The sequence below is a fragment of the Gammaproteobacteria bacterium genome (assembly GCA_034522055.1).
Lineage (GTDB): Bacteria > Pseudomonadota > Gammaproteobacteria > JAABTG01 > JAABTG01 > JAABTG01.
Map to the genome: position 1 here is coordinate 609947 of JAXHLS010000006.1, position 25332 is coordinate 635278.

Consider the following 25332-nt stretch of genomic DNA (forward strand, 5'->3'; position numbering starts at 1 on the left):
TTGATGGCGAAAGTTAATCGGAGTATTCTTATGGACTTCAGGTGCGGGGTGGAGCAGTCTGGCAGCTCGTCGGGCTCATAACCCGAAGGTCGCAGGTTCAAATCCTGCCCCCGCTACCACCTTCCAAAGACGCCCCTGGGCCACGCCGGCCCAGGGGCGTTTTGCTTTGTCTCCGGGCTCAGGCTTGGCAACCCCGGCGAAGGTCGCAGGTTCAAATCCTGCCCCGGCACCCAGACCTCACGGGCAAAGTAGTGCAGCAGATCGAGATGGCGGCTGCGGGTGAGGAAAATCAGCGGGGAGGCGTCGATGATCGCGGCAGCTGCCGTCTGCGGTTCAGCCACGCGCCAGCTCGCGGTCCAAATCCTCGAAATCCACGCTGAACGAGTCCTTGCCCAAGCGTGCCAGCGCCAGCAGGAAATCGGTGCGATCCAAGCCGGCGATCTCGGCCGCTGCCTCCTGAGAGATACGGCCCTGGCTGTACCATTGCACGGCGGCCGGCGCCAGGGGCGGGGCATCGTCTCCAGGCCGCCCCAAGCTTGTGATGATCGGCCCGGCGGCGAAGCCTTGCTATATTGCGAGCCGTGGAACGCGGGTCAACTAGAGCCTGCGCCGTCACCTCGAGCCTGCCGCGACACCCTATCTGATCGAGAGGTTCGGCCTTCGCCGGGACTGCGCCCATGGGCTCGGCCTGCCGCCCACCGCCCTGGGGTGGGGCAGACCATTGCCCGCCGCGGCCGGCCTGTGGCCCGCGGCGGCGGCCCGTCGATGATGGCGTGGCGGATTCGGCCCGGCAGCTCCCCCAATCCCGTCCGGCGAGGGCTGGCCGTTTGGCGGTATGAGAATCGTTCACCCTCTAGAAGACGAATCGCCGAGGGGGCTCGGCTCCATGGATGAATCGCCGAGGGGGCTCGGTTCCTACCGGGGGGGTACGATTTGCGATGTAGGAGGCCAGCCCTCTGGCCAATCTCATCCCGGTCCTGATGGAGCGACCGGACCATGTCTATCTGGTGTGCTCGGCGGACAGGTGAGTGGTTTCTGTTGGCTCGGCCTCCCTGCGGCTTGACCCTCCCCCTAACCGGCAGCCGGCTGGCATTGGGCACCTGGCAGGGCATCTACCTGCGCGAGCACCGGGACGGGGCTGATGGCGCGCGCGTTGTGGCTACCTTGCAGGGGCAGTGGTAGTGGTTGTATTGCCGGCGGTGAACCAAGCTGGCAGGATAAGCAAAAGTAAGCGAATTTTTGCATGCGCACATAAACACTCACTAGCTTGAAAACAGTAGCTTTGTCCCCACCTAACTCTCATGGCGATACGCGCCGTCCAAGATGATGAAGGAAGAGCGCGTATCGCCTTGTTCGTTCCCTCTCCCAAAGGGAGAGGGTGAGTTCGTGCTTCGCGACTTTCACGTTAAGCGTAGTTCGATGCTTCCGCCTACGGGCCGGGCATCTCCCCTTCTTCATGCAACCACCTACGGCACAGAGCACTATGGGAATCCTTCACAAACCCTTTCAACAACGGACGTTCTGGCAGTTGACGTCGCTGATGGCGCTGGTTTTGTTACTCAGTGGCTGTGGGATCAATAACATTCCCACGTATGATGAGAGAGTCACCGCCGCCTGGGCCCAGGTGGAAAACCAATACCAGCGCCGCGCCGACCTGATTCCCAACCTGGTGGAAACCGTCAAGGGTTTCGCGGCCCAGGAGCAGGAAACCCTGACGGCGGTCATTGAGGCGCGCTCCAGGGCCACGTCGATCCAGGTGGACGAGAGCATTCTCAATAATCCCGAGAAGCTGCAGCAGTTCCAGCAGGCCCAGGGTGAGCTGAGCAGCGCCCTGAGCCGCCTGATGGCGGTGTCCGAGCGTTACCCGGACCTGAAGTCGAACCAGAACTTTCTGGTCTTGCAGTCACAGCTTGAAGGCACGGAGAACCGAATTGCCGTGGCGCGGCGGGATTTCATTCAGGCGGTGGAGCGCTACAACACCGAACTGCGTACCTTCCCGGGGAAAATCTGGCACAGCCTCCTGTATAGCGATCTAGAGCCTCGCGCCAACTTTGAAGCCACCACGGAAAATGCGGAAGACGCACCGGCAGTGCAATTCTGATGGCTGCGTTGCTCCGCCGAAGTCTGCTGCTGGCGTTACTGCTGCTGCTCCCGGCCACCGTTTGGGCCCAGTCTACACCGGAGTTTCCCGAACTGACTGGTCGCGTGGTGGACCAGGCGGAGATGCTTTCTCCGGAAGTGGAAGCGCGCCTGAGCCAGATGCTTCAGGTTCACGAGCAGGCCAGTACCGAACAGGTTGTGGTGGTCACCTTGCCGAACCTGCAGGGTTTTCCGATAGAGGATTTTGGCTATCAGCTGGGCAGGCACTGGGGTATCGGTCAGGAGGGCGAGGATAACGGCGCCCTGCTGATCGTGGCGCGGGATGAACGCGAGGTTCGCATAGAAGTGGGCTATGGCCTTGAAGGCCGGCTCACCGATGCCGACTCCTCTGTCATCATCAATCGCGTGATCACCCCGGCTTTCCGTCAGGGGGATTTTCAGGCCGGTATCGTCAACGGCGCCGCCGCCATGATCCAGGTGCTTGGCGGCAAGCCCATGGCGGTTCCCCAGGGTCAGCAGCCCCGTGCAGCCCAGGAAAAGCCCGATGCCGGCTTGGTGGGGCTGATGTTTATCGGCATGCTGGCGGTGGTGTTCTTTATTGGCAGTCGCGGTGGCCGTGGTGGGCGCGGGGGCGCTGCCCTGGTCGGCGCGGCTCTGCTTGGTGCCGCCATGGGCGGTCGTGGCGGTGGCGGCTTCGGTGGTGGTGGTTTTGGCGGCGGCGGTGGCGGCTTTGGCGGTGGCGGTGCCTCCGGTGGCTGGTAACTCCGCATTGGTATTCGCGGGCGCTGAACTCCCTTAGCTGACAATGAGAACCACAGAATCATGACATTACTAAGCAAAAGGGATCAGGAAGCCGTTACCGCTGCCATCAACGAGGTGGAACGGCAAACCGACGCCGAACTGGTCACCGTGTTGACGGCCCAGTCCGACAACTACGCCTATATCCCCTTACTCTGGGCCGGCATCCTGGCGTTGCTGATGCCGGGTATTGGCAATTACTTCGGCGGCTGGTTCGGTGCCGACATGCTGTTGCTGGTGCAGTGGGGTACTTTCATTCTGCTCAGCTTGCTGTTCCGAGTGCCCGGCATCAACACCCGCCTGATTCCCCGGCAGGTGCGTTACTGGCGGGCCTCCAACCTGGCGCGGCGGCAGTTCCTGGAGCAGAACCTGCATCATACCGATGGCGCCACCGGCATGCTGATCTTCGTCTCTGAGGCGGAGCGCTATGTGGAGATCCTGGTGGACCAGGGCATTGCTGACGTCCTGGACGACTCGGTATGGGAAGACATAGTGGCGGACTTTACTGCCAGGGTGCGCCAGGGCCAGACCCGGCAGGGATTTCTCGACTGCATTGCTGCCTGCGGCAAGCTCCTGAAAGAGCACGTACCCGCCACCCACGAACGCAACGAACTGCCCAATCACCTGGTGATCCTGCCATAACCACGACGGCGGCCAGATGGCTGCCTCGTGGTCTTTACTCGACACCCTGATAACCGATGAGTGGCTGACCCAGGCGTTTACGCACCTGGTGCTCATAAGCGCGGCGTACAATCTCAACAGAACCCTCGGGGGTTAGCTTGCGTCCGGTGGCCGACCAAACCGGAGCTGCCGCAAACATAGAGAAGAGGATCCAGCAGTAGCGAGGAGAAGAACGGCATGAAGAACTACGACGTCATTTTGATCGGAACGGGACAGGCGACGGGAACTATGCTTTCGGTCTTTCTCGAGATGGGTAAGTCCGTTGCGACCGTGGAAAAGGAGCGAGTCGGAGGCACCTGCGTCAATTGGGGATGCACACCCACGAAGACCCTTGTCGCCGGGGCCCGGGTGGCGCATATGGTTGGCCGGGCGGGAGATTTCGGCATCGAAGTTTCCGAGTTCAGAATCAACTTCGCTAAGGTGATGGAGCGGCAGAAGAAGAACCGGGAGAGTTCCAGCACCGGCTTCGAGCAGTGGCTCAGGGAGGCCACCGACTTCTACAAAGGCGAGGCGAAGTTTACGGGCGCTCATGAAGTACAGGTGGGGGACGAGACGATTTGGGGAGAGACGATCTACATCCATACCGGTGCCACCGCCCGAATTCCCCCGATCCCTGGTATCGAAAGCGTGGACTACCTCGACAACAAGGGCATTCTCAGTCTCGACGAATTGCCGGAACATCTCATCGTCGTGGGCGGCAGCTACGTGGGTCTCGAGTTCAGCCAAATCTTCCGTCGTTTCGGTAGCAAGGTTACCGTTCTCGAGCGCGGTCCCCGAATCATGTCTCGGGAGGACGAGGACGTCGCGGCGGAAGCGAGCCGGATCCTCACCGGCGAAGGGATAGAGATTCTGCACAACGTGCAGGTGGAGTCGGTTTCCCCGGAGGGCGGAGTGACGGTGAGTGCAACGGTGGGCGGCAAGAAGAGAGCAATCACCGGCTCCCATATTCTCCTTGCTACCGGGCGGGTTCCCCTAACAGAGGCGCTCAATTTACCCGCCGCCGGCGTTGAGGTAAACGAGCCGGGCTTTATCAGGGTAAACGAGTATCTCCAGACGACCACCCCCCACATTTACGCGGTGGGCGATGTCAACGGCGGTGGCGCCTTTACCCACACGTCCGTTCACGACGGGCAGATTATCGTTAAGAATCTCAAAGGAGAGAACTGGCGTCAGAGTGACCGCATCCCGGTCTACTCCATGTTTATCGATCCTCCCATGGGCCGAGTCGGCATGAGTGAAATCCAGGCGAAGCAGAGTGGCCGGGAGATACTCAAGGGTACCATGGCGATGAGCAGCATCAATCGCGCCCGGGAAAAGGACGAGACCGGCGGACTGGTTAAGGTGCTTGTGGACGCGAAGACCGGGCAACTTCTGGGAGCGACCGTCTTCGGAACCGGCGGAGACGAAGTGATCAACATGTTCGCCTCCTGGATGTACACTCACCTCCCCTACACGGAGTTTCAAAAGGCGGTTCTGGTCCATCCAACCGTCTCGGAACTGATGCCATACGTATTCGAAAACCTGGAGCCCATCGGGTAGTTAAAGTTTTTACTCTCATCCTGCGTCTAGGCGGCGACGGTCGCGCCGCGGTGGTCCACGCCGTGAACTACGAGCCCCCATGCCGGACCTAGAGGCCATTTCCAGGTCTGGCCGCTGCCGTCTGGTGCTCATCAGCCTCGGCATCTTTCCGGGCGGCTGGCGGGGTTTTTCCGCAACGAATAACAGGCTCTCGCCAAGAACGCGAAGAACGCCAAGAAAGCTTCAGCTTATCGTTTTTCGTTGTATTCGTGGCCTGTTCGCTGTTGATCAAAAAGTACTATCTCTCACGGAGGCACTTCAGGCACAGAGCACTGAGATTATGGGCCTTACCAAGCCTGTCTTGTGTCGAGGGTGCTCAATATCCCGCGGCCCCGGGGGCAAGACGAACGGCATTCAGTGTCAAGCATTCAGTGTCAAGGATGATCCTAACTTGGCGCTCTTGGCGACTTGGCGAGAGGAAATTCTCCTCTCTACACCCACGAATTCTGCTAACGAGCCAGATCAAGAACTAAGGAGGCAGCACGGTGACGTATTCACCGTCGGAGGATTTCCACCCTTCGCCGGTGGCGGTCTGCCCCACACCACTTCTGCCGGAGGCCTCGACAAGGCTGAGGCAGGCAGCTCACATCCGAACGACAATAAGCGGTTGTCTCTTTCGCGCAATTTCGGTCTTTCGCGGTTACCGGTTTTTTGCCGTATCGCCTCAGGCGTTCGCCCGCTTGGCCATGATCTCTGCCAAGGCAGGGGCACAGACCTCGGCGGTGCGGCGGATGTGTTGCTCGTTGGCCGCCAGGGCCGCCTTGGCATCTCTTTTCAGGGCGGCCTCTTTGATGGCGATGTGCTCGCCGTGGATGTCCCGCGGCACGTTATGGGCCAGCCGGGCCATGTTGCGGTAGCGCTTGTGCTGGTCATAGAGCACGTCGTAGAAGCGGCGCAGCCAGCTCGAGGTACAGGCCGAGATGAGGGCCAGGTGGAACTCGGCATTGCGGGCCTCCCAGTCGATGAGGTCCGGCTCCGGGGCCAGCTCCACCTTGGTCAGCCGGTGGAAGGCCGCCACCACGTTGGATTCCCACGCATCGTCACCCTTGATCATGCTCTGGGCGAGGGCCATGCCCTCCAGGGTGATGCGCATGTTCGTGATGTCCATGAGATCAGCCATGGAGACCTCGGTGACCCGGAAACCGCGCTGGCCCTCGGAGGTGACGAAGCCCTCGCTGGTGAGGCGGCTCAGGGCCTCCCGCAGGGGTGTCGCCCCCACCTCGTACTGCTGGCGCAGGGCTTCGATGCGCAGTTTGCTGCCGGGCTCCAGGCGGCCGTGGATGATGTCGTTCCGGAGCCGGCGATAGACGGCATCGGTGAGGGTGCGGGCCGGCGAGCGGCCGTTGACATCGGCCCGGTTTGAGACTGCTTCCATCTTCTGCGTTCCTTCCGCTAGGCGATTTAAATCGAGTATAGTAAAAAATATCGACAAAAGTATTGATTATCGAGCATTACCCGTTATGCTTGGTTTTATGACTCTGGTGCAGGGCGCAGTCCGAGGGGCGACCTGCCATCGCTCGGGAGAAGGTACACCACATGAAAGAGATTAAGAACTTCATCAACGGAGAGTATGTCGCTGCGACGTCGGGCAAGACCTTTCCCAATGTGTGCCCCGCCGACGGGCGCACCCTGTCCATGGTTCACGAGGCCGGTCGCCATGAGGTGGACGCGGCCGTGACCGCCGCCCGCGGCGCGTTGAAGGGGGAGTGGGGGCGGATGTCCGTGAACGAGCGGGTGGCCATCCTCTACAAGGTGGCCGATGGCATCAACGCCCGCTTCGACGAGTTCCTGGAGGCCGAGTGCCTGGACACCGGCAAGCCCAAGTCCCTGGCCAGCCACATCGATATCCCTCGCGGCGCCGCCAACTTCAAGATCTTCGCCGACACCATCAAGAACGCCGGCACCGAGACCTTCGTCATGGATACCCCCGACGGCACGGGTGCCATCAACTACGCCCTGCGCCAGCCCAAGGGGGTCATCGCCGTCGTATGTCCCTGGAACCTGCCCCTGCTGCTCATGACGTGGAAGGTGGGCCCGGCCCTGGCGTGCGGCGACACCGTGGTGGTGAAGCCTTCCGAGGAGACGCCTTCCACCGCCACCCTGCTGGGGGAGGTGATGAACGAGGCCGGGGTGCCGCCGGGTGTCTACAACGTGGTGAACGGCTTCGGTCCCGATTCCGCCGGCGCCTTCCTCACCAGCCACCCGGGGGTGGATGCCATTACCTTCACCGGCGAGACGGTGACGGGCGAGCACATCATGCAGGCCGCCGCCGTGGGCCTGCGGGACATCTCCCTGGAGTGCGGGGGCAAGAACGCCGGCATCGTGTTCGCCGATGCCGACCTGGACAAGGCCGTGGAGGGCACCCTGCGCTCGGCCTTCGCCAACTGCGGCCAGGTGTGCCTGGGCACCGAGCGGGTCTACGTGGAACGGCCCATCTTCGACGAGTTCGTGGCGCGCCTGAAGCGCGGTGCGGAGAACATGAGCCTCGGTGCCTGGGACGACCCCGCCACCACCATGGGCCCCCTCATCAGCGAGGAGCACCGCAACAAGGTGCTGTCGTACTACAGGAAGGCCGAGGAACTGGGCGCCACCGTGGTTACCGGGGGCGGCGTGCCCGACATGCCCGACATGCCCGACATGCCCGGCAACCTGGCCGCCGGCTGGTGGATCCAACCCACCATCTGGACCGGTCTCACCGAGGACTCGGCCATCGTCAAGGAGGAGATCTTCGGCCCCTGTTGCCATGTCGCCCCCTTCGATGACGAGGACGAGGTCATCGCCATGGCCAACGACACCCAGTACGGCCTCGCCTCGGCCCTGTGGACCGAGAACGTCACCCGCCTGCACCGCGTGGCTGCCCAAATCGACGCCGGCATCGTGTGGACCAACAGCTGGTTCCTGCGCGACCTGCGCACCCCCTTCGGTGGCATGAAGATGTCGGGGATCGGGCGCGAGGGCGGGCATTACTCCCTCGAGTTCTATACCGAACTCAAGAACGTGTGCGTGAAGCTGTAGTGAGTACCCCGACTACCGACGACCCGGAGATCGGCCGCACCGTCAGGGCCGACGGGCTGGCCACCAACTATCACGACATGGGCCAGGGTTTCCCCGCCGTGTTCATCCACGGCTCGGGACCGGGAGTGGGTGCCTGGGCCAACTGGCGGCTCAACCTGCCAGTGATTTCCAAGGGGCTGCGGGCCATCGCCCCGGACATGGCCGGCTTCGGTTTCACCGAGCGCCCGGCCGACAACGCCTACGACATGGATCTGTGGATCGGGCATCTGCTGGCTTTCCTCGATGCCCTGGACCTGCCCCGGGTGGACCTGGTGGGCAATTCCTACGGTGGCTCCCTGGCCCTGCAGTTCGCCATCCGCCATCCCCGGCGGGTGCGGCGGATGGTCCTCATGGGCGCGGTGAGCCTGCCCTTCGACCTCACCAACGGCCTGGATGCCACCTGGGGTTACGAGCCGTCCATCGAGAACATGCGCCGTCTCCTCGACCTGTTCGCCTATGACCGCTCCCTGGTCAGCGACGAGCTGGCGGAGCTGCGCTTTCGGGCGGCCTCCAGGGAGGGCGTGCAGGAGGCCTTCAGTGCCATGTTTCCGGCCCCGCGCCAGCGCTGGGTGGACCACCTGGCCAGCGCCGAGGAGGACATCCGGGCCCTGGACCACGAGATGCTCATCATCCACGGCCGGGAGGACCTCATCATCCCGGTGGGGGTCTCCCAGGCCCTGTTTGCCATCACCGATCGCTCCCAGCTTCACCTGTTCGGGCGCTGCGGCCATTGGACCCAGATCGAGCATGCGGGGCGTTTCAATCGCCTGGTAAGCGATTTCCTGACCGCGGACGAGGGGAGATAACGAGTTGGAACAGCAACGGATAAAAGAGCTGGGCGATGAACTCTACGGCGCCCTGCGGGCGCGCCGCATGGTGGAACCACTCACCGAGCGCGAGAGTGCCATCACCATCGAGGACGCCTATTACATCTCCCTGCGCCTGGTGGAGCGCCGCCAGGCCGATGGCGAGACCATCATCGGCAAGAAGATCGGCGTCACCTCCAAGGCGGTGCAGAACATGCTGAATGTGCACCAGCCCGACTTCGGTTACCTGACGGACCGCATGGTCTACAGCAATGGCGACGAGGTGCCCATCGGCTCCGAACTCATTCAGCCCCGGGCGGAGGGCGAGATCGCCTTCATCCTCAAGCGCGATCTCGCCGGCCCCGGCGTCACCAACGCCGATGTGCTGCGGGCCACGGAGGCGGTCATGCCGTGCTTCGAGATCGTGGATTCACGTATCCGCGACTGGAAGATCCGCATCCAGGACACGGTGGCGGATAACGCCTCCTGCGGGCTGTTCGTGCTGGGGGATCGGGCCGTGGATCCGCGGCGGGTGGATCTCGCCACCTGCGGCATGGTGGTGGAGAAGAACGGTGATCTCCTGTCCACCGGCGCCGGCGCGGCGGCGCTGGGCTCGCCGGTGAACTGTGTCAGCTGGCTGGCCAACACCCTGGGTCGCTTCGGCATCGCCCTGAAGGCCGGTGAGGTGATCCTGTCGGGCTCCCTGGTGCCCCTGGAGCCGGTGAAGCCCGGGGACCACATGCGGGTGGCCATCGGCGGTATCGGATCGGCCTCGGTACGCTTCACCTGACATCGGATTCGAGCGAGGAAGTTCTCATGAAAGTGAATGCAGCATTGATTGGTTCCGGCAACATCGGCACGGATCTGCTCTACAAGGCGTTGCGCAGCGACCGGGTCAATCCCGTGTGGATGGTGGGCATCGACGCGAAGTCGGATGGCCTGTCACGGGCCCGCAAGCTCGGGCTCAAGACCACCCATGAAGGGGTGGACGGCCTGGTGCCCCACATGCGTGACGACAACATCCAGATCTGCTTCGACGCCACCTCGGCCTATGTCCACAAAGACAACTCCGAAAAGGTCATCGCCCAGGGCGCCATGATGATCGACCTCACGCCTGCGGCCATTGGTCCCTACTGCGTACCGCCCGTGAACCTCAAGGAGCACGTGGGCAAGCGGGAACTCAACGTCAACATGGTGACCTGCGGCGGCCAGGCCACCATTCCCATGGTGGCGGCGGTGTCGCGGGTGCAGCCGGTGGCTTACGGGGAGATCGTGGCCACCGTGGCCTCCAAGTCCGCCGGCCCCGGCACCCGCAAGAATATCGACGAGTTCACCCAGACCACCGCGCGGGCGGTCTCCGGCGTGGGCGGTGCCGAGCGCGGCAAGGCCATCATCATCCTCAACCCCGCCGAGCCGCCCCTCATCATGCGGGACACCATCCACTGCCTGACCCAGGACGAGCCCGACCAGCAGGCCATCACCGATTCCATCCACGAGATGGTGAAGGAGGTGCAGAAGTACGTGCCGGGCTACACCCTGCGTAACGGCCCCGTGTTCGAGGGCAACCGGGTATCGGTGTTCATGGAGGTGAGCGGGTTGGGGGATTACCTGCCCAAGTACGCGGGCAACCTGGACATCATGACGGCGGCGGCCCTGCGTACCGCGGAGATGTTCGCCGAGGAAATCATCGACGGCTCGCTGGTGCTCGAGCCCCAAGTCGCCTGAGGAGCAGAGCTATGGACCTGAAGGGTAAGAAAGTAACGCTGCACGACATGAGCCTGCGCGACGGCATGCACGCCAAGCGCCACCAGTTCTCCATCGACGACATGGTGCGGGTGGCCACGGGCCTGGACGAGGCCGGCGTGCCCCTCATCGAGGTGACCCACGGTGACGGCCTCGCCGGGGCCTCCCTGAATTACGGCTTCCCCGCCCATACCGACGAGGAATACCTGCGCGCCGTCATCCCGCGGATGAAGAACGCCAGGGTATCGGCCCTGCTGTTGCCCGGTATCGGCACCGTGGAGGAACTGAAGATGGCCCGGGACTGCGGTGTGGCCACCATCCGCGTGGCCACCCACTGCACCGAGGCCGACGTGTCCGAGCAACACATCGGCTACGCCGCCAGCATGGGCATGGACACGGTGGGCTTCCTCATGATGTCCCACATGGTGGGCCCGGAGAAGATCCTGGAGCAGGCGCAACTCATGGTGGGTTACGGCGCCAACTGTGTCTACATGACGGACTCCGCCGGCTACATGCTGCCCGATGACGTCACCGCCCGCATCGGGCTGCTGCGCGCGGAAATCGATCCGGCGGTGGAGATCGGTTTCCACGGCCATCACAACCTCGCCATGGGGGTGGCCAACTCCATGGCGGCCATCGACGCCGGGGCCAGCCGCATCGACGGCTCGGTGGCAGGCATGGGGGCCGGCGCCGGCAACACGCCCCTGGAGGTGTTCGCCGCCGTGCTGGACCGCATGGGGGTGGAGCACGGTATCGATCTCTTCAAGATCATGGACGTGGCCGAAGACCTCATGGTGCCCCTCATGGAGCACCAGGTGCGGGTGGACAGGGATTCCCTGATCCTGGGCTACGCCGGGGTTTATTCATCGTTCCTGCTCCATGCCAAGCGGGCCGAGAAGCGCTACGGCATCCAGGCCCGTGACGTGCTCGTGGCCCTCGGCGAACGCGGCATGATCGGCGGCCAGGAGGACATGATTGAAGACGTGGCCCTGGAACTGTCCCGGGCCCGCAACGAGGCCATGGCCGAGGTGGAGCCGGGGGACATGGCATGACCACGGTGTCTCCGGAGGTGGTGGCGGAACTGGCGGCGTACCTGGAGAGTGCCGAGCTGGAGGCCCGGGACGTGGTGAAGATCACCGACAACTATCCGGACCTCGATTTCGAGGACGCCTACGATATCCAGTGGGCGATCCGGCGCCGCAAGCTCGAACGGGGTACCCACCTGGCGGGCCTCAAGGCCGGTCTCACCTCCCGCGCCAAGATGAAGCAGATGGGCGTCGAGACCCCCATCTACGGCTTCCTGGCGGATTATTTCGAGCGCCCCGAGGGCGGCGAGATCGCCACCTCCGATCTCATCCATCCCAAGGTGGAGGCCGAGATCGCCGTGGTGACTAAGTACGAGCTGCGGGGGCCCTGCCACATGGGGCAGGCCCTGGCCGCCATAGATTTCGTGTTGCCGGCGGTGGAGATCATCGACTCCCGCTACGAGAACTTCCGCTTCGACCTGGTGAGCGTCATCGCCGACAACGCCTCGTCGTCCCGCTTCGTGCTGGGGGGACGCATGGCGGGGCTGGGGGACGTGGACCTGCCCACCCTCGGCGTGGTGATGGAGAAGAACGGCGAGATCGTGCAGCTGGGCGCCGGGGCGGCGGTGCTCAACCATCCGGTGAACAGCGTGGTGCTGCTGGCCAACATGCTGGCCGAGCGCGACGAGGTGATCCCGGAGGGCGCCCTGATCCTGACGGGCGGCATCACCGCCGCGGTGGCGGTGGCGGCGGGGGATGCCATCAACGTCCGCTACCAGGGCCTCGGCAGCGTATCCATGCGCTTCGTTTGACGACGGGGGTCAGGCAGTGACATTCATGACGACGTTACGCAGGCGAGGAAGGCAGGGCGCCGCGCTCTTGTTGCTGGGGGCGCTGGTGCTGCTGGCCGGCTGCGAGGCCCCGCTGGAACTCGAGCGGGTCGAAGCGGAGCGCGAGCGCCCCATCCACCGTTACGACCAGTTCAAGGCTCTGGCCCGCAACGACGACGTCATCATGGCGGTTGGCGACTACGGGGTGGTGGTCACCAGCACCGATAACGGCGCCAGTTGGCGGCGCCATGTCCTGCCGGGGCGGCGCGCCATGCTGTCCGTCGGCAGCTGCCCGGACGGCAGCTTCGCCGCCCTCGACAGCCGCCGCGGGGTGTGGCTTGCCAGCGCGCGGGGCGGGGACTTCGAGCGCCGGGAGGCGGATACCCGGGAAGTGCTGTCCAGCGTCACCTGCGCCCCCGACGGCACCCTCTGGCTCACCGGCAGCTTCAGCACCCTGGTGTACAGCCGGGACCGGGGCCGGACCTGGGAATCCGTAACCCAGGACGAGGACCTGCAGTTCTCGGTGCTGCAGTTCTTCGACGAGGACAATGGCGTGGTAGTGGGTGAGTTCGGTGGCTTCATGTTCACCGAAGACGGCGGCGCCACCTGGGAGCGGGGGGCGGACATCCCCAGGGAGTTCTATCCCCTGGGCATGTATTTTCGGGACCGCGATAACGGCTGGGTGGCGGGCCTCGGTGGGGTCGTCCTGGCCACCATGGACGGCGGCGAGAGCTGGCAGGAGCAGGAGACGTCCACCCGGGTGCCCCTGTACCGCGTGGTGCCGGTCAATGGCCATGTCTACGTCCTGGGGGACAGTGGCACCCTGCTGGCCCTGGACGACGGCGGTCGCTGGGCCCCGGTGCCCGACGCCCCGCGGTTGCTCTCCTATCTCATCGACGCCGTGGTGCTGGACGACGACACCTTCGTCGTGGCCGGGGGCAACGGCATGCTGAGCGACGTGCAATACGGAACCCATTGAACGCGACCCCGGAAGCAGGGCGGAGACCATGACCAGACAGCATCGTTTCACTCACTTTCTGCACAACATCGATGATGCCGTCTTCAGGCATCCGAAGACGTTGCTGGCCGTCATTCTCGCGGTCACGGTGTTCTTCGCCCTGCAGATCCCCAAGGTGCAGATGTACTCGGACTTCGCCGATCTGCTGCCCCAGGAACATCCTTATATCCAGCTTCACAACAGCATTCGCGACACCTTCGGCGGTGCCAACAACGTGGTGATGTCCGTGGTGGTGGAGGAGGGGGATATCTTCACCAACGACACCCTGGCGCGCATCCATCGCCTCACCCAGAAGGTGGATGAGTCCCCCGGCGTCAATCACAACCTGGTGTCGAGCCTGACCCATCGCACCACCCGCAAGGTCTGGCTCACCGAGACTGGGGACATCAACTCCCAGCCCTACTACGACCCCACCGCCGACGCCCTGGACGGCCGCCAGCTCGAGGCCCTGCGCAAGGATGTCATGGCCAACCCGCGGGTCTTCGGCCTGCTGGTATCGCCGGACCTCAAGGCCGCTCTCATCAAGGCCCAGTTCAACGAGGGGCAGCTGGACTACCCGGCCATATTCGAACACCTGGAGGAGGTGAGGGCCGAGGAGGCGGCCCCGGGGCTCTCCATCTATGCCACCGGGCAGCCCATGTTGTGGGGCTGGGTCTACAGCTACCTGGACCAGATCCTGCTGATCTTCAGCACCACCCTGGCCATCATGTTCCTGTTGCTGGTGCTCTATTTCCGCCGCGCCTACGGCATCCTGCTGCCCCTGGTGGGCATCGCCATCTCCGCCACCTGGGGCCTCGGCATCGTGTCGCTGCTGGGCTATAACCTCGACCCCCTGACCCTGGTCATCCCCTTCCTCATCTCAGCCCGCGCCATGTCCCACGGCATCCAGCTGGTGGAGCGCTACTACACCGAGCTGGAGGCCGTCCATGACGCTCGCATGGCGGCCCAGGAGACCTTCGATTCCCTGTTCCGGCCGGGTTCTCTCGGCATCGTGTCCGACGCCATCGGGCTGCTGCTCATCGCCCTCGGCTCGGTACCCATCAACGTCAAGCTCGGCATCTACGCCTCCCTGTGGGCGGCCTGCGTGGTCATCACCGTCCTCGTCGCCGTGCCCCTGATGCTGTCCCTGCTGCCGAAGCCGCAGCACGGCAAGCCCCGGCGCCGTGCCGAGGACGCGGTGTTCGGGCGTTTCGCGGCGATACTGGCCAACCCACAGGGCAGTCGCCGCATGCTGTGGGCGGCCCTGGCCGTGCTCGTGGGCTCCATGTATCTCAGCTCCCATGTGGAGATCGGGGAATCGGAGCCCGGTTCACCCATCCTCTATCCCGGCCACGACTACAACGTCTCGTCCAAGATTATCAACGAGAAGTTTCCCGGCTCCGAAGAGCTGTACGTGGTGGCGCGCACGGATGAGAAGGGGGGCATGAAACGCCCGGAGGTGCTGCAGGCCATCGCCGAATTCCAGATCCACATGCTCACCGACCCGGAACTCGGCGGGGCCAAGTCCCTGCCCGACCTGGTGAAGCAGGTGAACCGCATCTTTCATCAGGACGACCCGCGCTGGGCCATCATTCCGGACACCCAGGCCTACGTCGGTGGCCTGATGTTCGCCTACATGGCCTCCAGCCCCATACCGGGGGCCCTCAAGGAGTTCGTGGATACGGATGACCAGACGGCCAACATCGTGCTGTTCTACAAGGACCACCAGGCCACCACCATCCGCCGCGCCATCCACATGGCCAAGCAGTGGATAGAGAACCCGGCCAACCAAGTGCCGGGGCTTACTTTCGAGCTGGCCGGCGGCCTCGTCGGGGTCACGGCGGCCATGAACGAGTCGGCCTTCCAGAGCAATATGCTCATCATCCCCCTGGTGCTGGCCCTTATCTTCTTCTTCGTGACGTGGTTCTACTGGTCCTTTCACGCCGGCGGCATCATGTTCCTCACCATGGCCTTCTGCACCACCGCCACCTATGCCTACATGGGCCTGGCGGGGATCGGCATCAACGTCAACACGGTGCCCATCATCGCGGTGGGCATCGGCGTGGGCATCGACTACTCCATCTACATGATGGACCGCATCCGCGAGGAGACGGCCAACGCCAACGGCGTGCTGGAGCGGGCGGTACTGCGGGCCATGTCCACCACCGGCAAGGCCGTGGGCTTCACCGCCACCTGCCTCATCGGCGGCGTCATCATGTGGGTGTTCATCTCCGACCTGCGCTTCCAGGCCGATGCGGCCCTGCTGCTGGTGGTGATGCTGATCCTCAATGCCCTGGCTGCCATGTTCCTGGTGCCGTCCTGGATCATGACCTTCAAGCCCCGCTTCATCACCCGGGTTCACTACGACGAGAACGGGGTGCTGCAAACGGACGAGGCCGACCCGATGTTGCAGAAACGCAGCGCCTGAGGCCGGGAGGCGCGGCCTCAGGCGGAAGGAGAAATGATGAAGGCTTCACGAAAACATCAACCATGATGACGAAATCATCGATATTTTTGCTGAGGGAATAGTGATAGACCGGCAGGGCGGCCAAAAAACAACATGTTGCAGCGTGGTACTTTTTTTGCAGCCGTTCACCAACCTGTGACTTGACTGTTCACATTCGTTTGGGATGTTGGGAGGAGACGAACAATGAATCATTCGCCGTTCAGGGCCCCGCTGGTCGCGTCGGCCGTCATCGCTTTACTGGGAGGGGGCTTCGGGGCGACCGGGGCCGTGGCCGCAGATGCCGAGTGGGCGGGGTTCGTGGAGAACGCCAGCTTTTATCGCCAGCGCACCGGGCTCTCCAAATCGCGCAACACCCTGCAAATGGAGATGGGTAAGGAGATCGGCCAGGTGGGGGCGTTTCGCCGCGTCTTTATCGGCGGCACCTTCCGCGGCACCTACGATGCCGTCTATGACCTCAACGACAACGACTTCGGGGACGATGCGGGTGGGGCGTTGACCTTTGAGTCAACGTTTCTACCGGGTGGTGGTAATACGCTGTGGGGACAGTCCCCGGTTTCGACGGGCGCGTTTGGCTTCGGCTTCGATACGAATAATAACCCCAATGAAGGCATGAAGCTGTTGGGCAGCGAACTCCATGGCCCTGATGGTGGTGTCGGCCTGGGCGTGCCCGTCAGGCCCTGTGACAAAGACTCCCGCGGCTGCATCGACGGTTATCTCGATTTCGACGAGAACGACCTCAGATATCCGGAATTCAACTCCCGCCTCGACTTCCTGCGCGAGCTTTACGTGGATGCCATCCTGCCCCAGGACGACGGATCCGAGTGGGCCTTCCGCCTCGGGCGCCAGCAGGTGGTGTGGGGGCGCACGGATCTGTTCCGGGTGCTGGACGTGTTGAACCCCGTGGACTTCTCCCGTCACAACATCTATGACGAGTTGGAGGACATCCGCATCCCCATGTGGATGCTTACCGCCGAGAAGCGCTGGGGGCCCACCGGCGTCTTCGGCGACCTGAACTTCCAGGTGGTGTGGAACTTCGACAAGTTTCGCCCTCACAGCCTGGGCCAGGGCGGTACCCCCTATGCCATCCTCCAGGCCGGCGACTTCTTCCGCGCCATGAACAACTGCTGGGATAACGGTTGCACGGTGTCCAACTTTGCCTTCGGTAATCTGGCCACGGACTTCCCGCGTCACACCATCGGCATCCGCAAGGCCAACCTGCCGTCGTGGTCCCTGGACAACGGCCAACTGGGCCTCAAGCTGGAGGGGACCTACGAGAGCGTCGGCTTTTCCCTCAACTACCTTCACTACCGCAGCCAGCTGCCGTCCCTTCGTGGAGGTATCCCCGCTCGAAATCCTTTTATAGCTGATAACGTAACAGGACCTGGAGGTGAAGTCGGTGGTCAGGAGTTGCCAAGGGATTACCTCATCGCCTTCGATATCGACTTCCCCCGCATCAACCTCTACGGCGGTTCCCTGGACTTCTACGTCGATGCCATCAAGTCGGTGTTCCGCGTGGAGGCGGCCTATACCAGCGGCGAGGAATTCGCCAATACCCTGGAGCCCAGGCTGTTCTCCGAGTCCGACGTGGCCCGCTGGGTGGTGGGCTGGGACCGTCCCACCTTCATCCCGTTCCTCAACAAGCGCCGTGCCTTCCTCATCTCCGCCCAGTTGTTCGGCCAGCACCTGCTGGACCACGAGCAGAAGACTCTGACGGACCCCAGCGGAAATACGTTCAAGGTGGGCATGCCCGACCACGAGGACAACTACATCATGACCCTGTTGCTGAAGGGCTGGTATAAGGCCGACACCATCAGTCCCCAGATCATCGTCGCCCACGACTTCGAGGGCCAGGCCACAACCGTGGCCCCCTCGGTGGACTGGCTCATCAGCAACAACTGGCGCCTCGTGGCGGGGGCCAACTTCAAGTTCGCCAACCAGGTGGATGACTTCGACGACTGCCGCCAGTGCAACCCTTTCCCGCCCTTCACAGGACCTGTCGGTGCCGAGGGGGACTTGGGTGTTCGCGCGGCTTCAGGTGCGATGGCCGCCAGTGGCATCGAGCCCCTGGGTCGCTTCACGTCCGGCCCCATCGGCATGGCCCGGGACGAGGACGAGTTCCAGGTCACCCTGCGCTATCGATTTTAATACGATTCAATCAGGAGGAGATTTTTCATGAAGCGCATTGCGAGAAGCATGGTATCGATGGCGGCCGTCGCCGCCTTCACCGCCGGGGGCGTGGTCCAGGCCGCGACCCTGGAGGACGTGGAGCGATCCTTCTATCCGTACAAGGACGGTGTTCCCAGCTATCCGGGGCTGCAGGTGGGGACGGTGATCAACCAGTCCAATGTGGATCAGTTCAAGGAGGTACTGGTGTCCGCGGATTATGACTTCATCAAGAAGGGCTGGACCGAGATGGAGGTGGGCGAGACCACCTCCTTCGATCTGCATCCCAACTACGTGGAGGCCACCCGCAAGTATCTCAACGAGCCCAAGCTGGGGGAGAGTCTCGGGCAGCTCGAGAATTTCATCGCCGGCCGGCCCTTCCCGGAAGAACCCGACGCCAATGACCCCCGGGCCGGCGAGAAGATGGCCTGGAACTACAAGTACGGCTACAACTGGGGCGACAACGCGGCCATCGACCCCTTCTACTGGAAGTTCAGGGACCTCAACAGCGGCAAGCTGGAGCGGACCATCATGTTCGACTTCCATTTTCTTAACTTCATGCACCGGGTCAATCAGGAGCCGCTGCCCGAGTTCGAGAACAATCCCCAGCAGGTGTTCCGGGGCATCTATGTCAACGTGAACGAGCCCTTCGATGTCAAGAACACCCAGCTCCTGATTCACCGTTACGAGGACGATCTCCGGCGCGATGACGCGTGGCTGTATCTCGGCTTCCAGCGGCGGGTGCGGCGCCTCGCCACGGGCCAGATCACCGACTCCTTCCTGGGGTCCGACCTCATGATCGAGGACTTCGAGGGCTACAACGGCCGGGTATCCGATATGAACTGGACCTACAAGGGTACGGTGAACGTGATGCTGCCCTTCTACAATCACAACGATCTGGAACTCTCCGACGAGCATCCCACGGACGATGGCTACCAGTTCGTGGCCATGGGCGGCCAGGGCGGCTGCTTCCCCCAGATCACCTGGCAGCTCCGCAAGGCCTATGTTCTCGAGTCGGACCCGGTGGACGACAACCACCCCATCAGCAAGCGGGTCCATTATATCGATGCCCAGACCTACACCATCCCGCGCACCCTGATCTACGACCGCAAGGGGGACCTGTGGAAGTCCTTCATCATCGGCCAGGCCCATCCGGACCATCATCTGGAGAAGAACAAGGGTTCCGGCGTGTCCCTGGATGACTCCTTCCACATGCTGGATGTGCAGGCGGCCCACTGCACCACCGGCCAGTTCAAGGGGCAGATAGACCCCTCCATGAACCCCGAGCGCCTGTTTACCGTGCAGCACATGCGCTCGGGCCGCTAAGTCCGGGAAACAGGCTCTCCCGGCGAGGATTGCCGGGAGAGCTTTTTTTTCTTTACGAGTTTCCTTTGCGAGCTTTGCGCCTTGACGAGAGAATGGCGCTAATCTACTCAACAACGGGGAAAATCCATGGTCGAGCCTGCCGACGTCTATTTGTACTTCAACTTCCGCAGCCCCTACTGTTACCTCGCCAGCAAGACCATGTTTGACGTGCTGGACGACTTCCACGTGAACGTCCTGTGGCGGCCCCTGGGGGGCTGGGAGGGCCGCTCGCCTCCCGATGTGGCCAAGGTGAAAGTGCCGGTGGCACGCCAGGACGTGGCACGCATAGCCCGGCGCATGGGGATTCCGGTGAACCCCCCCCCCATCACCACCGATCCCACCCTGGCGGGGGCCGCCTCCCTGCTGGCGGAGCAGCAGGGGGTCCTGCGGGAATACGTGGTGGAGATGATGCGCCGGGAATGGGCCGACGGCGCCGATATCGGTGATCTCGACGTGCTCCTGGAAGTGGGGGAGGGGGTCGGTCTTCATCGTGGAGCCCTTGAAGCCGCGGTCAAAGACGAGAACAATCTGCATCGGCTCGAGGCCAACTGGACCGAGGCCCAGGCCAAGGGCGTCATCGGCGTGCCCACCTTCGTGGTGGGGGACGAGATCTTCTGGGGTCAGGACCGCATCGATTATCTCGAGGAGCACCTGACCGAACTGAGACTGGCAAGACTTTAGAGGGATTATGATCAAACTCTACGACAAGGCGGAGTGCCCCTTCTGTTGGAAGGTGCGGCTCGCCCTGAAGCACTGTGGCGTGGAATTCGCCGCCCTGGCTTTCGACGACCCGACCAACAAGGCGGCGTGGGAGAAGCTCACCCCCTTCGGCACCGTACCCGTGATGGAGGCGGGAGACATCGTCATCGACCAGTCGGGCATCATGCTCGATTTCCTCGAGGACCGTTACCATTGCCTGCTGCCCCAGGAGGAGGCCCCGCGGGTGAGGGCCCGGACCCTGGTCTACTACTCCGACAACGTCATCGGACGGGGCACCAAGGACGTGGTGTTCGAGAAGCGCGGGAGACCGGAAGGGGAGTGGGACCTGGACGTCATCGAGAAGGGCCGGCGGCAGTGGGAGGAGGACCTGCCCTACGTGGCGGATGCCCTCGGGGACCAGCCCTACATGGCAGGGGAGTACTCCATGGCCGATTGTGCCCTGGCGGCCCGCTTCGGCATGGCCGGTGCCTACGGCCTCGCGATCCCGGAACGCCACGCCAACCTGCGGCAATGGTTCGCCCGAGTAGTGGACGGCGACCACGGTTTCCGGGAGACGGCCCCGCCGGTGGTCCTCGAGTGGCTGGCCAGGGCCTGATGGTCGAGGAAGGGGGGCGGGGCAGTCCGGCGGCGGACGACGATCCGCCGGTAACCGTCCTGGTCACCCGTTCCCCCAAGCCCGGCATGGAGAAGGAGTTCGAGGAATACCTGTCGGGCATCACCGAGGCGGCGATGCGCCAGCCCGGCCACAAGGGCACCACCATCTTCCGGCCCTCGTCGCCCGGGGATCGCAGCTACCAGATCATTTTTAAGTTCGACCGCGAGAGCCAGTTGAAGGGCTGGGAGTCCTCGGCGGAGCGCGCCCGCTGGCGCGAACTGGCGGAAAAGGTGAGCGAACCGCCCGAGCGCAAGGTGGTTACCGGCCTCGAGGGTTGGTTCAGTCTGCCCGCCCGTCCCCTCAACGTGCCGCCGCCGCGCTACAAGATGACCGTCATCATCTGGCTCGGGATCCTCGGCCTGTCCGCGGCCACCCAGTACGTCGTCGGGCCCCATATCGAGCACTTCCCCCTGATGGCCCGGGTGCTGGTGACCACCACCATCGTGGTGCCTCTCATGACCATGGTGGTGATGCCCCTGCTCACCCGCCTCTTCGCCTGGTGGTTGTACCCCCGGCGCGGGGAGGTGCCGGACTGACGCGGCCGAATGTCTGCTGCCGGCGGTGCCCGACAGGACACCGTGGGTGGCCGGCGTGCCGGGCCCCACGGCCATCATGGAACCCATCCTCCTTTTCTACTATGCCCTCATCGGGGTGGTGGCCGGCGTGGCCGCCGGCCTGCTGGGTATCGGCGGGGGCCTCATCATCATCGCGCCCCTTGCCGCCCTCTACCGCCTGCAGGGTTTTCCGGAGGAGATCCTGATGCAACTGGCCGTGGGCACATCCCTGGCCACCATCGTCGTGACCTCCCTGGCCTCGGCCCGCGCCCATCACCGGCGGGGGGCGGTGCTGTGGCCGCTGCTCGGGCGCTTCATCCCGGGCGTCATGGTCGGTTGTCTCCTGGGTGCCCTGGCGGCGGACCGGGTGTCGAGCCGGGGACTGGAGATCTTCGTGGGGAGCTTCGCCGCCGTGGCGGGCCTGCGCATGCTGGTGCGCGTCAACCCGCCGCCCCATCGGACACTGCCCGGCACGGTGGTATTGCTCATGGCCGGCGTGGTCATCGGCGCCGTATCCACCCTGGTGGGGATCGGCGGCGGCCTCATGACGGTGCCCCTGCTGGTGTGGGGCAGCGTGCCCGTGCGCCACGCCATCGGCACCTCGTCGGCCCTGGGCTTCCCTATCGCCCTGTTCGGCGCTGCCGGCATGATGGCGGTGGGCCATGGCCATCCCGACTTGCCGCCCCTGGCCACCGGCTACGTCTACTGGCCGGCGGTCCTGTCCATCGTCGCCGCCACCGTGTTGTTCGCCCCCGTGGGGGCCCATCTCACCCATGTGTTGCCCACCCGCCTGGTGGCGGTATTCTTCGCCTTCGTGCTGTTCGCGGTGGCCGCACGCCTCGTCAGCGGCGGGCAATGGCCATCCCTTTGACGGATGGCCTTTGAAGGGATGGGCTTTGACGGGCTGGCTTTTTGATGGGGTGGCGGGCCTGACCGCCCGCGTCCGCCGCGTCCCAGTGGAATCGGCAGGAGGACCGCGAGCGTTATGCAGAAACGACCGGTATTCATCGTCTCCGATCGCACCGGCATCACCGCCGAGACCCTGGGCCACAGCCTCTTGACCCAGTTCCCGAAGATCAGCTTCGAGACCACCATCCTGCCGTTCGTGGATACGGAGGAGAAGATCTTCAGTGCGGTGTTGCAGATCGACCGCGCCGCCGAGGTTTACGGGGTGAGGCCCCTGGTGTTCACCACCTTCGCCAGCCCCGAACACAACAACCGGCTGTTCGCCGCCAACGGCATCTTCTTCGACCTCTTCGATACCTTTCTCGACCGTCTCGAGAAGGAGCTGGGACAGGAGTCGGCCCACAGCGCCGGCATGTCCCACGGCATCCGCGACCACGACAGCTATACCGCCCGCATCAGCGCCGTGAATTTCTCGGTGCACTGCGACGACGGCCTCCATCCCGAGGCCTACAGCCAGGCGGAACTTATCCTTATGGGGGTGTCCCGCTCGGGCAAGACCCCCACCTCCCTATACATGGCCATGCATTTCGGCCTGTTCTGCGCCAACTACCCCCTCACCGAGGAAGACCTGGAGGCCGGTGTCATGCCCAAGGCCATGAAGCCCCATCGTGACCGTATCTTCGGGCTCACCATCGATCCTGTCCGCCTCCAGGTGATCCGCCAGGAGCGCCGCAGCCGCGGGCAGTACGCCGACCTCAAGCAGTGCCGCTTCGAGGTGCGCCAGGCCGAGGCCGTGTTCCACGACGGCAAGGTGCCCTACGTCGATACCAGCGCCGCCTCCATCGAGGAGATCGCCACCACCATCATCGCCCAGAAGCAGCTGCGCCGCGGGTATCGCTGAATCTCATCTCCACCGTCATGCCGGCGCACGCCGGTATTCGACGCTGGGTACCCGGCAAGCCGACGTTTTCGCTCCGGCCTTGGGATGTCTCGTGGACCTGGGGTCGGGTAAGCAGGGTAGAGCGGCGTTTACCGATACCAGTCTTCAAGCCGTAGGGTATCGATGCGGGCAAATTCCCGTGTGTTCCGGCTGACCAGAATGGCGCCGTGGGCCAGTGCGGTTCCGGCGATGAGGGTGTCGTAAGGGCCAATGGAGGTGCCCTGTTTTTCCAGTGTCGCACGGATATCCGCAGCAGCTTTGGCCTCCTGCTGGTGGAAGGGCAGCACCTGAACCACCGACGTCAACTCGGCAAGCTGGTTTGTCCGCTTCTCAGGCGAGGAAGACTTGGCGATGCCCACTTCCAGCTCATAGAGCACAATGGCGGGGATACCGATATCCGCGGGTGCTTTGCGGAGTAGCGATTCGGCCACCATGCCCTCGCCCTTGAAAAAGTAGATCAGGGTATTGGTGTCCAGCACCCACATTACAGGGATTCCCGTTCGACGTCTGTCTCGCCTGATGCGCGAAGCTCATCCAATGACGGGAAATCCCGCCAGCTTCCCGGTAGCTCCCGAATCGTCGCCGGCCACTCATCCACCAGTTTTTCCCGGATCAGATTGGCTATCCATTTGCTTTTCGAGAGCTTCATGGCCTTGGCATTGGCAACCATTTTCTGCTCGGTTTCATCGTCCAGATAAATCGTGACCTGGCCCATGGCATTGACCTCAAAAAAAGCATATATGTGGAAGTATATGTTAATCTATTTGAGCGTCGAGCGCTGTCCATGCAATTTCGCCCGCTTCGCTACTCACCGTTGGTCGGCTGCTCCCGGCAGCCGACGTTACACTCCGGCGCCATAACGGGCGCTGACATAACAGCTGCGGCCCATGGGGAACCAGCGGGCCTCCATGACCACGGGGCCGACGCGCAGCCGGTGCTCCGTGGATACCGGCTTGGTGACGGTCCAGGCCTCGCCGGCGGGGCCGAAGCGGGCCAGGAATGGGCGCGCGAAATCGTCCCGCAGGGTGAGGCAGGCGGCCTCGTCGGCGGCGCGGGTGGGGGTGTCCAGCATGAAGTCAATCTCTGCCAGGCTGCCCCCGTGGGCCATCCCCATCACGCTGACGGGTGACTCCCTCAGACGGGCGCGGTAACGGACTTCGTCCAGTCCGTTGCAGCCCACGCCCGCGAAGGCGGAGTCCGGTGCCACGCGCCGTGCGGCGGCCACGGCCGCTGGATAGTCGTCACCGAGGCGAAGCGGCCCGATGCCCTGGGCCGCCACGGCGACGGGATTCATTTCACCGGGCGCTTCCACCGGCCACAGGGTACCCGCCGCGAACCCCGCGGCGAGGCCTCCCAGGAGGACCAGGGGTAGCTGCGGCGTCACGGGCCTATTTTGTTATCACGCCACAGCCGATGCGGGGCCCCGCGCCGCCGATGGGCTGGGTGATGTGGTCATCGCGGTTCTGGTGGATGACGAAGGCCGCGCCGTCCTCGTCGAGGATCTGCGGCCGCCCGCCGTGGCCGCCCAGGGAGGCCAGGGCGGTGAAAAACTCGGCCTCGAAGGTGCCGTCTTCCCGCACGTAGAGGTTGGGCAGGTCGCCGCCGTCGGGGCCATCCGGGTTCATCAGGCCGTGCTTCTTACCGTCGGGATTGAGGTGCCCGGTGGAGGCCTTGAAGCCCGCCTCGGGATCATCGCAGGTACCCACGCTATGGATGTGGATGGCCTTCGGGCCCGGGGGCAGGCCGTGGAGGTCGAGATGGATCAGCACCCCGTGGGGGCTTTCGGCCAGGGTGGCGGTGCCGATGGGGTTCTTCTCCCGATCGATGAACTCGGCGCTGGCCCGCTCTGCACCGGCATGGGTCGCCTGGGCGGCCAGGGCGGTCAATGCAGCGGCGGCGAGAACGGATAGGGTGGGTGTCGTCTTCATGGCATGACTCCTTTGGGTGGTG

The 25332-nt window shown here is 63.7% G+C and carries 25 protein-coding genes, 1 tRNA gene and 1 pseudogene; 21 read left to right on the forward strand and 6 right to left on the reverse strand.

Translation table 11 applies throughout. The features are described from left to right. Window positions 1-42: 42 nt before the first annotated feature. A tRNA-Met gene (locus tag U5S82_21605) sits at window positions 43-119 on the forward strand. Between the two features lie 214 nt (window positions 120-333). Here U5S82_21605 and U5S82_21610 read toward each other — a convergent pair. Next, complete coding sequence (locus tag U5S82_21610; GenBank protein MDZ7754161.1) at window positions 334-534, reverse strand: UPF0175 family protein; 201 nt, start codon at window positions 532-534, stop codon at window positions 334-336. Window positions 535-1053: 519 nt separating this feature from the next. Here U5S82_21610 and U5S82_21615 point away from each other — a divergent pair. The 5 genes and pseudogenes from U5S82_21615 to U5S82_21635 all read left to right on the forward strand — a co-directional run bounded on the left by U5S82_21615 (window position 1054) and on the right by U5S82_21635 (window position 5118). Beyond that, window positions 1054-1182, forward strand: a pseudogene (locus U5S82_21615) (YjbQ family protein). Window positions 1183-1483: 301 nt separating this feature from the next. Continuing rightward, the gene (locus U5S82_21620; GenBank protein ID MDZ7754162.1) at window positions 1484-2101 is read left to right on the forward strand and encodes a LemA family protein; all 618 of its coding nucleotides are present in this window, start codon (window positions 1484-1486) and stop codon (window positions 2099-2101) included. Continuing rightward, window positions 2101-2862, forward strand: a complete 762-nt coding sequence (locus U5S82_21625; GenBank protein MDZ7754163.1) for a TPM domain-containing protein — start codon at window positions 2101-2103, stop codon at window positions 2860-2862. Before U5S82_21620 ends, U5S82_21625 begins: the two co-directional genes overlap by 1 nt. Before the next feature lie 60 nt (window positions 2863-2922). Then, a complete protein-coding gene (locus tag U5S82_21630) occupies window positions 2923-3540 on the forward strand; it encodes a TPM domain-containing protein (protein MDZ7754164.1) in 618 nt (205 codons plus the stop codon). Between the two features lie 216 nt (window positions 3541-3756). Continuing rightward, entirely contained in the window at window positions 3757-5118 is a 1362-nt protein-coding gene (locus U5S82_21635) for a mercuric reductase (GenBank protein MDZ7754165.1), read from the forward strand. Window positions 5119-5821: 703 nt separating this feature from the next. On the opposite strand, the gene U5S82_21640 is transcribed toward U5S82_21635, so the two are convergent. Continuing rightward, window positions 5822-6532 carry a GntR family transcriptional regulator gene (locus U5S82_21640; protein ID MDZ7754166.1) on the reverse strand — a complete coding sequence of 237 codons (711 nt, stop codon included), beginning with the start codon at window positions 6530-6532 and terminating at the stop codon, window positions 5822-5824. 161 nt (window positions 6533-6693) lie between these two features. Here U5S82_21640 and U5S82_21645 point away from each other — a divergent pair, with 161 nt between their 5' ends. From U5S82_21645 to U5S82_21715, 15 genes are all read left to right on the forward strand, one after another. After that, on the forward strand, window positions 6694-8172 hold the full coding sequence (locus tag U5S82_21645; protein MDZ7754167.1) for a 2-hydroxymuconic semialdehyde dehydrogenase: 1479 nt from the start codon (window positions 6694-6696) through the stop codon (window positions 8170-8172). Next, window positions 8172-9017 carry an alpha/beta fold hydrolase gene (locus tag U5S82_21650; protein ID MDZ7754168.1) on the forward strand — a complete coding sequence of 282 codons (846 nt, stop codon included), beginning with the start codon at window positions 8172-8174 and terminating at the stop codon, window positions 9015-9017. The genes U5S82_21645 and U5S82_21650 overlap by 1 nt, the downstream gene beginning before the upstream one ends. Before the next feature lie 4 nt (window positions 9018-9021). After that, a complete protein-coding gene (gene dmpE / locus U5S82_21655) occupies window positions 9022-9807 on the forward strand; it encodes a 2-oxopent-4-enoate hydratase (GenBank protein ID MDZ7754169.1) in 786 nt (261 codons plus the stop codon). A gap of 26 nt (window positions 9808-9833) precedes the next feature. After that, entirely contained in the window at window positions 9834-10742 is a 909-nt protein-coding gene (locus U5S82_21660) for an acetaldehyde dehydrogenase (acetylating) (protein ID MDZ7754170.1), read from the forward strand. 11 nt (window positions 10743-10753) lie between these two features. Further along, window positions 10754-11812: a 4-hydroxy-2-oxovalerate aldolase gene (dmpG, locus tag U5S82_21665; GenBank protein MDZ7754171.1), complete on the forward strand. Its 1059-nt coding sequence runs from the start codon at window positions 10754-10756 to the stop codon at window positions 11810-11812. Beyond that, on the forward strand, window positions 11809-12597 hold the full coding sequence (dmpH, locus tag U5S82_21670) for a 2-oxo-3-hexenedioate decarboxylase (GenBank protein MDZ7754172.1): 789 nt from the start codon (window positions 11809-11811) through the stop codon (window positions 12595-12597). Before dmpG ends, dmpH begins: the two co-directional genes overlap by 4 nt. 25 nt (window positions 12598-12622) lie before the next feature. Then, window positions 12623-13594: a YCF48-related protein gene (locus tag U5S82_21675; GenBank protein MDZ7754173.1), complete on the forward strand. Its 972-nt coding sequence runs from the start codon at window positions 12623-12625 to the stop codon at window positions 13592-13594. A 28-nt stretch (window positions 13595-13622) separates the two neighbouring features. Continuing rightward, window positions 13623-16040: an MMPL family transporter gene (locus U5S82_21680; GenBank protein MDZ7754174.1), complete on the forward strand. Its 2418-nt coding sequence runs from the start codon at window positions 13623-13625 to the stop codon at window positions 16038-16040. Window positions 16041-16262: 222 nt separating this feature from the next. Next, complete coding sequence (locus tag U5S82_21685) at window positions 16263-18224, forward strand: DUF1302 family protein (GenBank protein MDZ7754175.1); 1962 nt, start codon at window positions 16263-16265, stop codon at window positions 18222-18224. Between the two features lie 27 nt (window positions 18225-18251). Next, window positions 18252-19568 carry a DUF1329 domain-containing protein gene (locus U5S82_21690; protein ID MDZ7754176.1) on the forward strand — a complete coding sequence of 439 codons (1317 nt, stop codon included), beginning with the start codon at window positions 18252-18254 and terminating at the stop codon, window positions 19566-19568. Between the two features lie 126 nt (window positions 19569-19694). Then, the gene (locus U5S82_21695; GenBank protein MDZ7754177.1) at window positions 19695-20288 is read left to right on the forward strand and encodes a 2-hydroxychromene-2-carboxylate isomerase; all 594 of its coding nucleotides are present in this window, start codon (window positions 19695-19697) and stop codon (window positions 20286-20288) included. A 7-nt stretch (window positions 20289-20295) separates the two neighbouring features. Further along, window positions 20296-20922, forward strand: coding sequence for a glutathione S-transferase family protein (locus U5S82_21700; GenBank protein ID MDZ7754178.1), 627 nt, complete (start codon window positions 20296-20298; stop codon window positions 20920-20922). After that, a complete protein-coding gene (locus tag U5S82_21705; GenBank protein MDZ7754179.1) occupies window positions 20904-21518 on the forward strand; it encodes an antibiotic biosynthesis monooxygenase in 615 nt (204 codons plus the stop codon). The genes U5S82_21700 and U5S82_21705 overlap by 19 nt, the downstream gene beginning before the upstream one ends. 46 nt (window positions 21519-21564) lie before the next feature. Continuing rightward, complete coding sequence (locus U5S82_21710) at window positions 21565-22407, forward strand: sulfite exporter TauE/SafE family protein (GenBank protein ID MDZ7754180.1); 843 nt, start codon at window positions 21565-21567, stop codon at window positions 22405-22407. Between the two features lie 114 nt (window positions 22408-22521). Further along, window positions 22522-23343, forward strand: coding sequence for a pyruvate, water dikinase regulatory protein (locus tag U5S82_21715; protein ID MDZ7754181.1), 822 nt, complete (start codon window positions 22522-22524; stop codon window positions 23341-23343). A 128-nt stretch (window positions 23344-23471) separates the two neighbouring features. Here U5S82_21715 and U5S82_21720 read toward each other — a convergent pair whose 3' ends face one another. The 4 genes from U5S82_21720 to U5S82_21735 form a co-directional block, all read right to left on the reverse strand. Next, entirely contained in the window at window positions 23472-23867 is a 396-nt protein-coding gene (locus U5S82_21720; GenBank protein MDZ7754182.1) for a type II toxin-antitoxin system VapC family toxin, read from the reverse strand. Next, on the reverse strand, window positions 23867-24097 hold the full coding sequence (locus U5S82_21725) for a CopG family transcriptional regulator (GenBank protein MDZ7754183.1): 231 nt from the start codon (window positions 24095-24097) through the stop codon (window positions 23867-23869). The genes U5S82_21720 and U5S82_21725 overlap by 1 nt, the downstream gene beginning before the upstream one ends. Before the next feature lie 126 nt (window positions 24098-24223). After that, window positions 24224-24766, reverse strand: a complete 543-nt coding sequence (locus tag U5S82_21730) for a hypothetical protein (GenBank protein ID MDZ7754184.1) — start codon at window positions 24764-24766, stop codon at window positions 24224-24226. A 4-nt stretch (window positions 24767-24770) separates the two neighbouring features. Continuing rightward, window positions 24771-25310 carry a superoxide dismutase family protein gene (locus tag U5S82_21735; GenBank protein MDZ7754185.1) on the reverse strand — a complete coding sequence of 180 codons (540 nt, stop codon included), beginning with the start codon at window positions 25308-25310 and terminating at the stop codon, window positions 24771-24773. Window positions 25311-25332 lie beyond the last annotated feature (22 nt).

Coding starts and splice junctions, on each gene's coding strand:
- U5S82_21690 (MDZ7754176.1), top strand. CDS start 18,252: ATGAAGCGCATTGCGAGAAGCATGGTATCGATGGCGGCCGTCGCCGCC.
- U5S82_21675 (MDZ7754173.1), top strand. CDS start 12,623: ATGACGACGTTACGCAGGCGAGGAAGGCAGGGCGCCGCGCTCTTGTTG.
- dmpG (MDZ7754171.1), top strand. CDS start 10,754: ATGGACCTGAAGGGTAAGAAAGTAACGCTGCACGACATGAGCCTGCGC.
- U5S82_21715 (MDZ7754181.1), top strand. CDS start 22,522: ATGCAGAAACGACCGGTATTCATCGTCTCCGATCGCACCGGCATCACC.
- U5S82_21635 (MDZ7754165.1), top strand. CDS start 3,757: ATGAAGAACTACGACGTCATTTTGATCGGAACGGGACAGGCGACGGGA.
- U5S82_21620 (MDZ7754162.1), top strand. CDS start 1,484: ATGGGAATCCTTCACAAACCCTTTCAACAACGGACGTTCTGGCAGTTG.
- U5S82_21735 (MDZ7754185.1), bottom strand. CDS start 25,310: ATGAAGACGACACCCACCCTATCCGTTCTCGCCGCCGCTGCATTGACC.
- U5S82_21695 (MDZ7754177.1), top strand. CDS start 19,695: ATGGTCGAGCCTGCCGACGTCTATTTGTACTTCAACTTCCGCAGCCCC.
- U5S82_21640 (MDZ7754166.1), bottom strand. CDS start 6,532: ATGGAAGCAGTCTCAAACCGGGCCGATGTCAACGGCCGCTCGCCGGCC.
- U5S82_21625 (MDZ7754163.1), top strand. CDS start 2,101: ATGGCTGCGTTGCTCCGCCGAAGTCTGCTGCTGGCGTTACTGCTGCTG.
- U5S82_21630 (MDZ7754164.1), top strand. CDS start 2,923: ATGACATTACTAAGCAAAAGGGATCAGGAAGCCGTTACCGCTGCCATC.
- U5S82_21720 (MDZ7754182.1), bottom strand. CDS start 23,867: ATGTGGGTGCTGGACACCAATACCCTGATCTACTTTTTCAAGGGCGAG.
- U5S82_21680 (MDZ7754174.1), top strand. CDS start 13,623: ATGACCAGACAGCATCGTTTCACTCACTTTCTGCACAACATCGATGAT.
- U5S82_21725 (MDZ7754183.1), bottom strand. CDS start 24,097: ATGGGCCAGGTCACGATTTATCTGGACGATGAAACCGAGCAGAAAATG.
- dmpH (MDZ7754172.1), top strand. CDS start 11,809: ATGACCACGGTGTCTCCGGAGGTGGTGGCGGAACTGGCGGCGTACCTG.
- U5S82_21660 (MDZ7754170.1), top strand. CDS start 9,834: ATGAAAGTGAATGCAGCATTGATTGGTTCCGGCAACATCGGCACGGAT.
- U5S82_21645 (MDZ7754167.1), top strand. CDS start 6,694: ATGAAAGAGATTAAGAACTTCATCAACGGAGAGTATGTCGCTGCGACG.
- U5S82_21700 (MDZ7754178.1), top strand. CDS start 20,296: ATGATCAAACTCTACGACAAGGCGGAGTGCCCCTTCTGTTGGAAGGTG.
- U5S82_21685 (MDZ7754175.1), top strand. CDS start 16,263: ATGAATCATTCGCCGTTCAGGGCCCCGCTGGTCGCGTCGGCCGTCATC.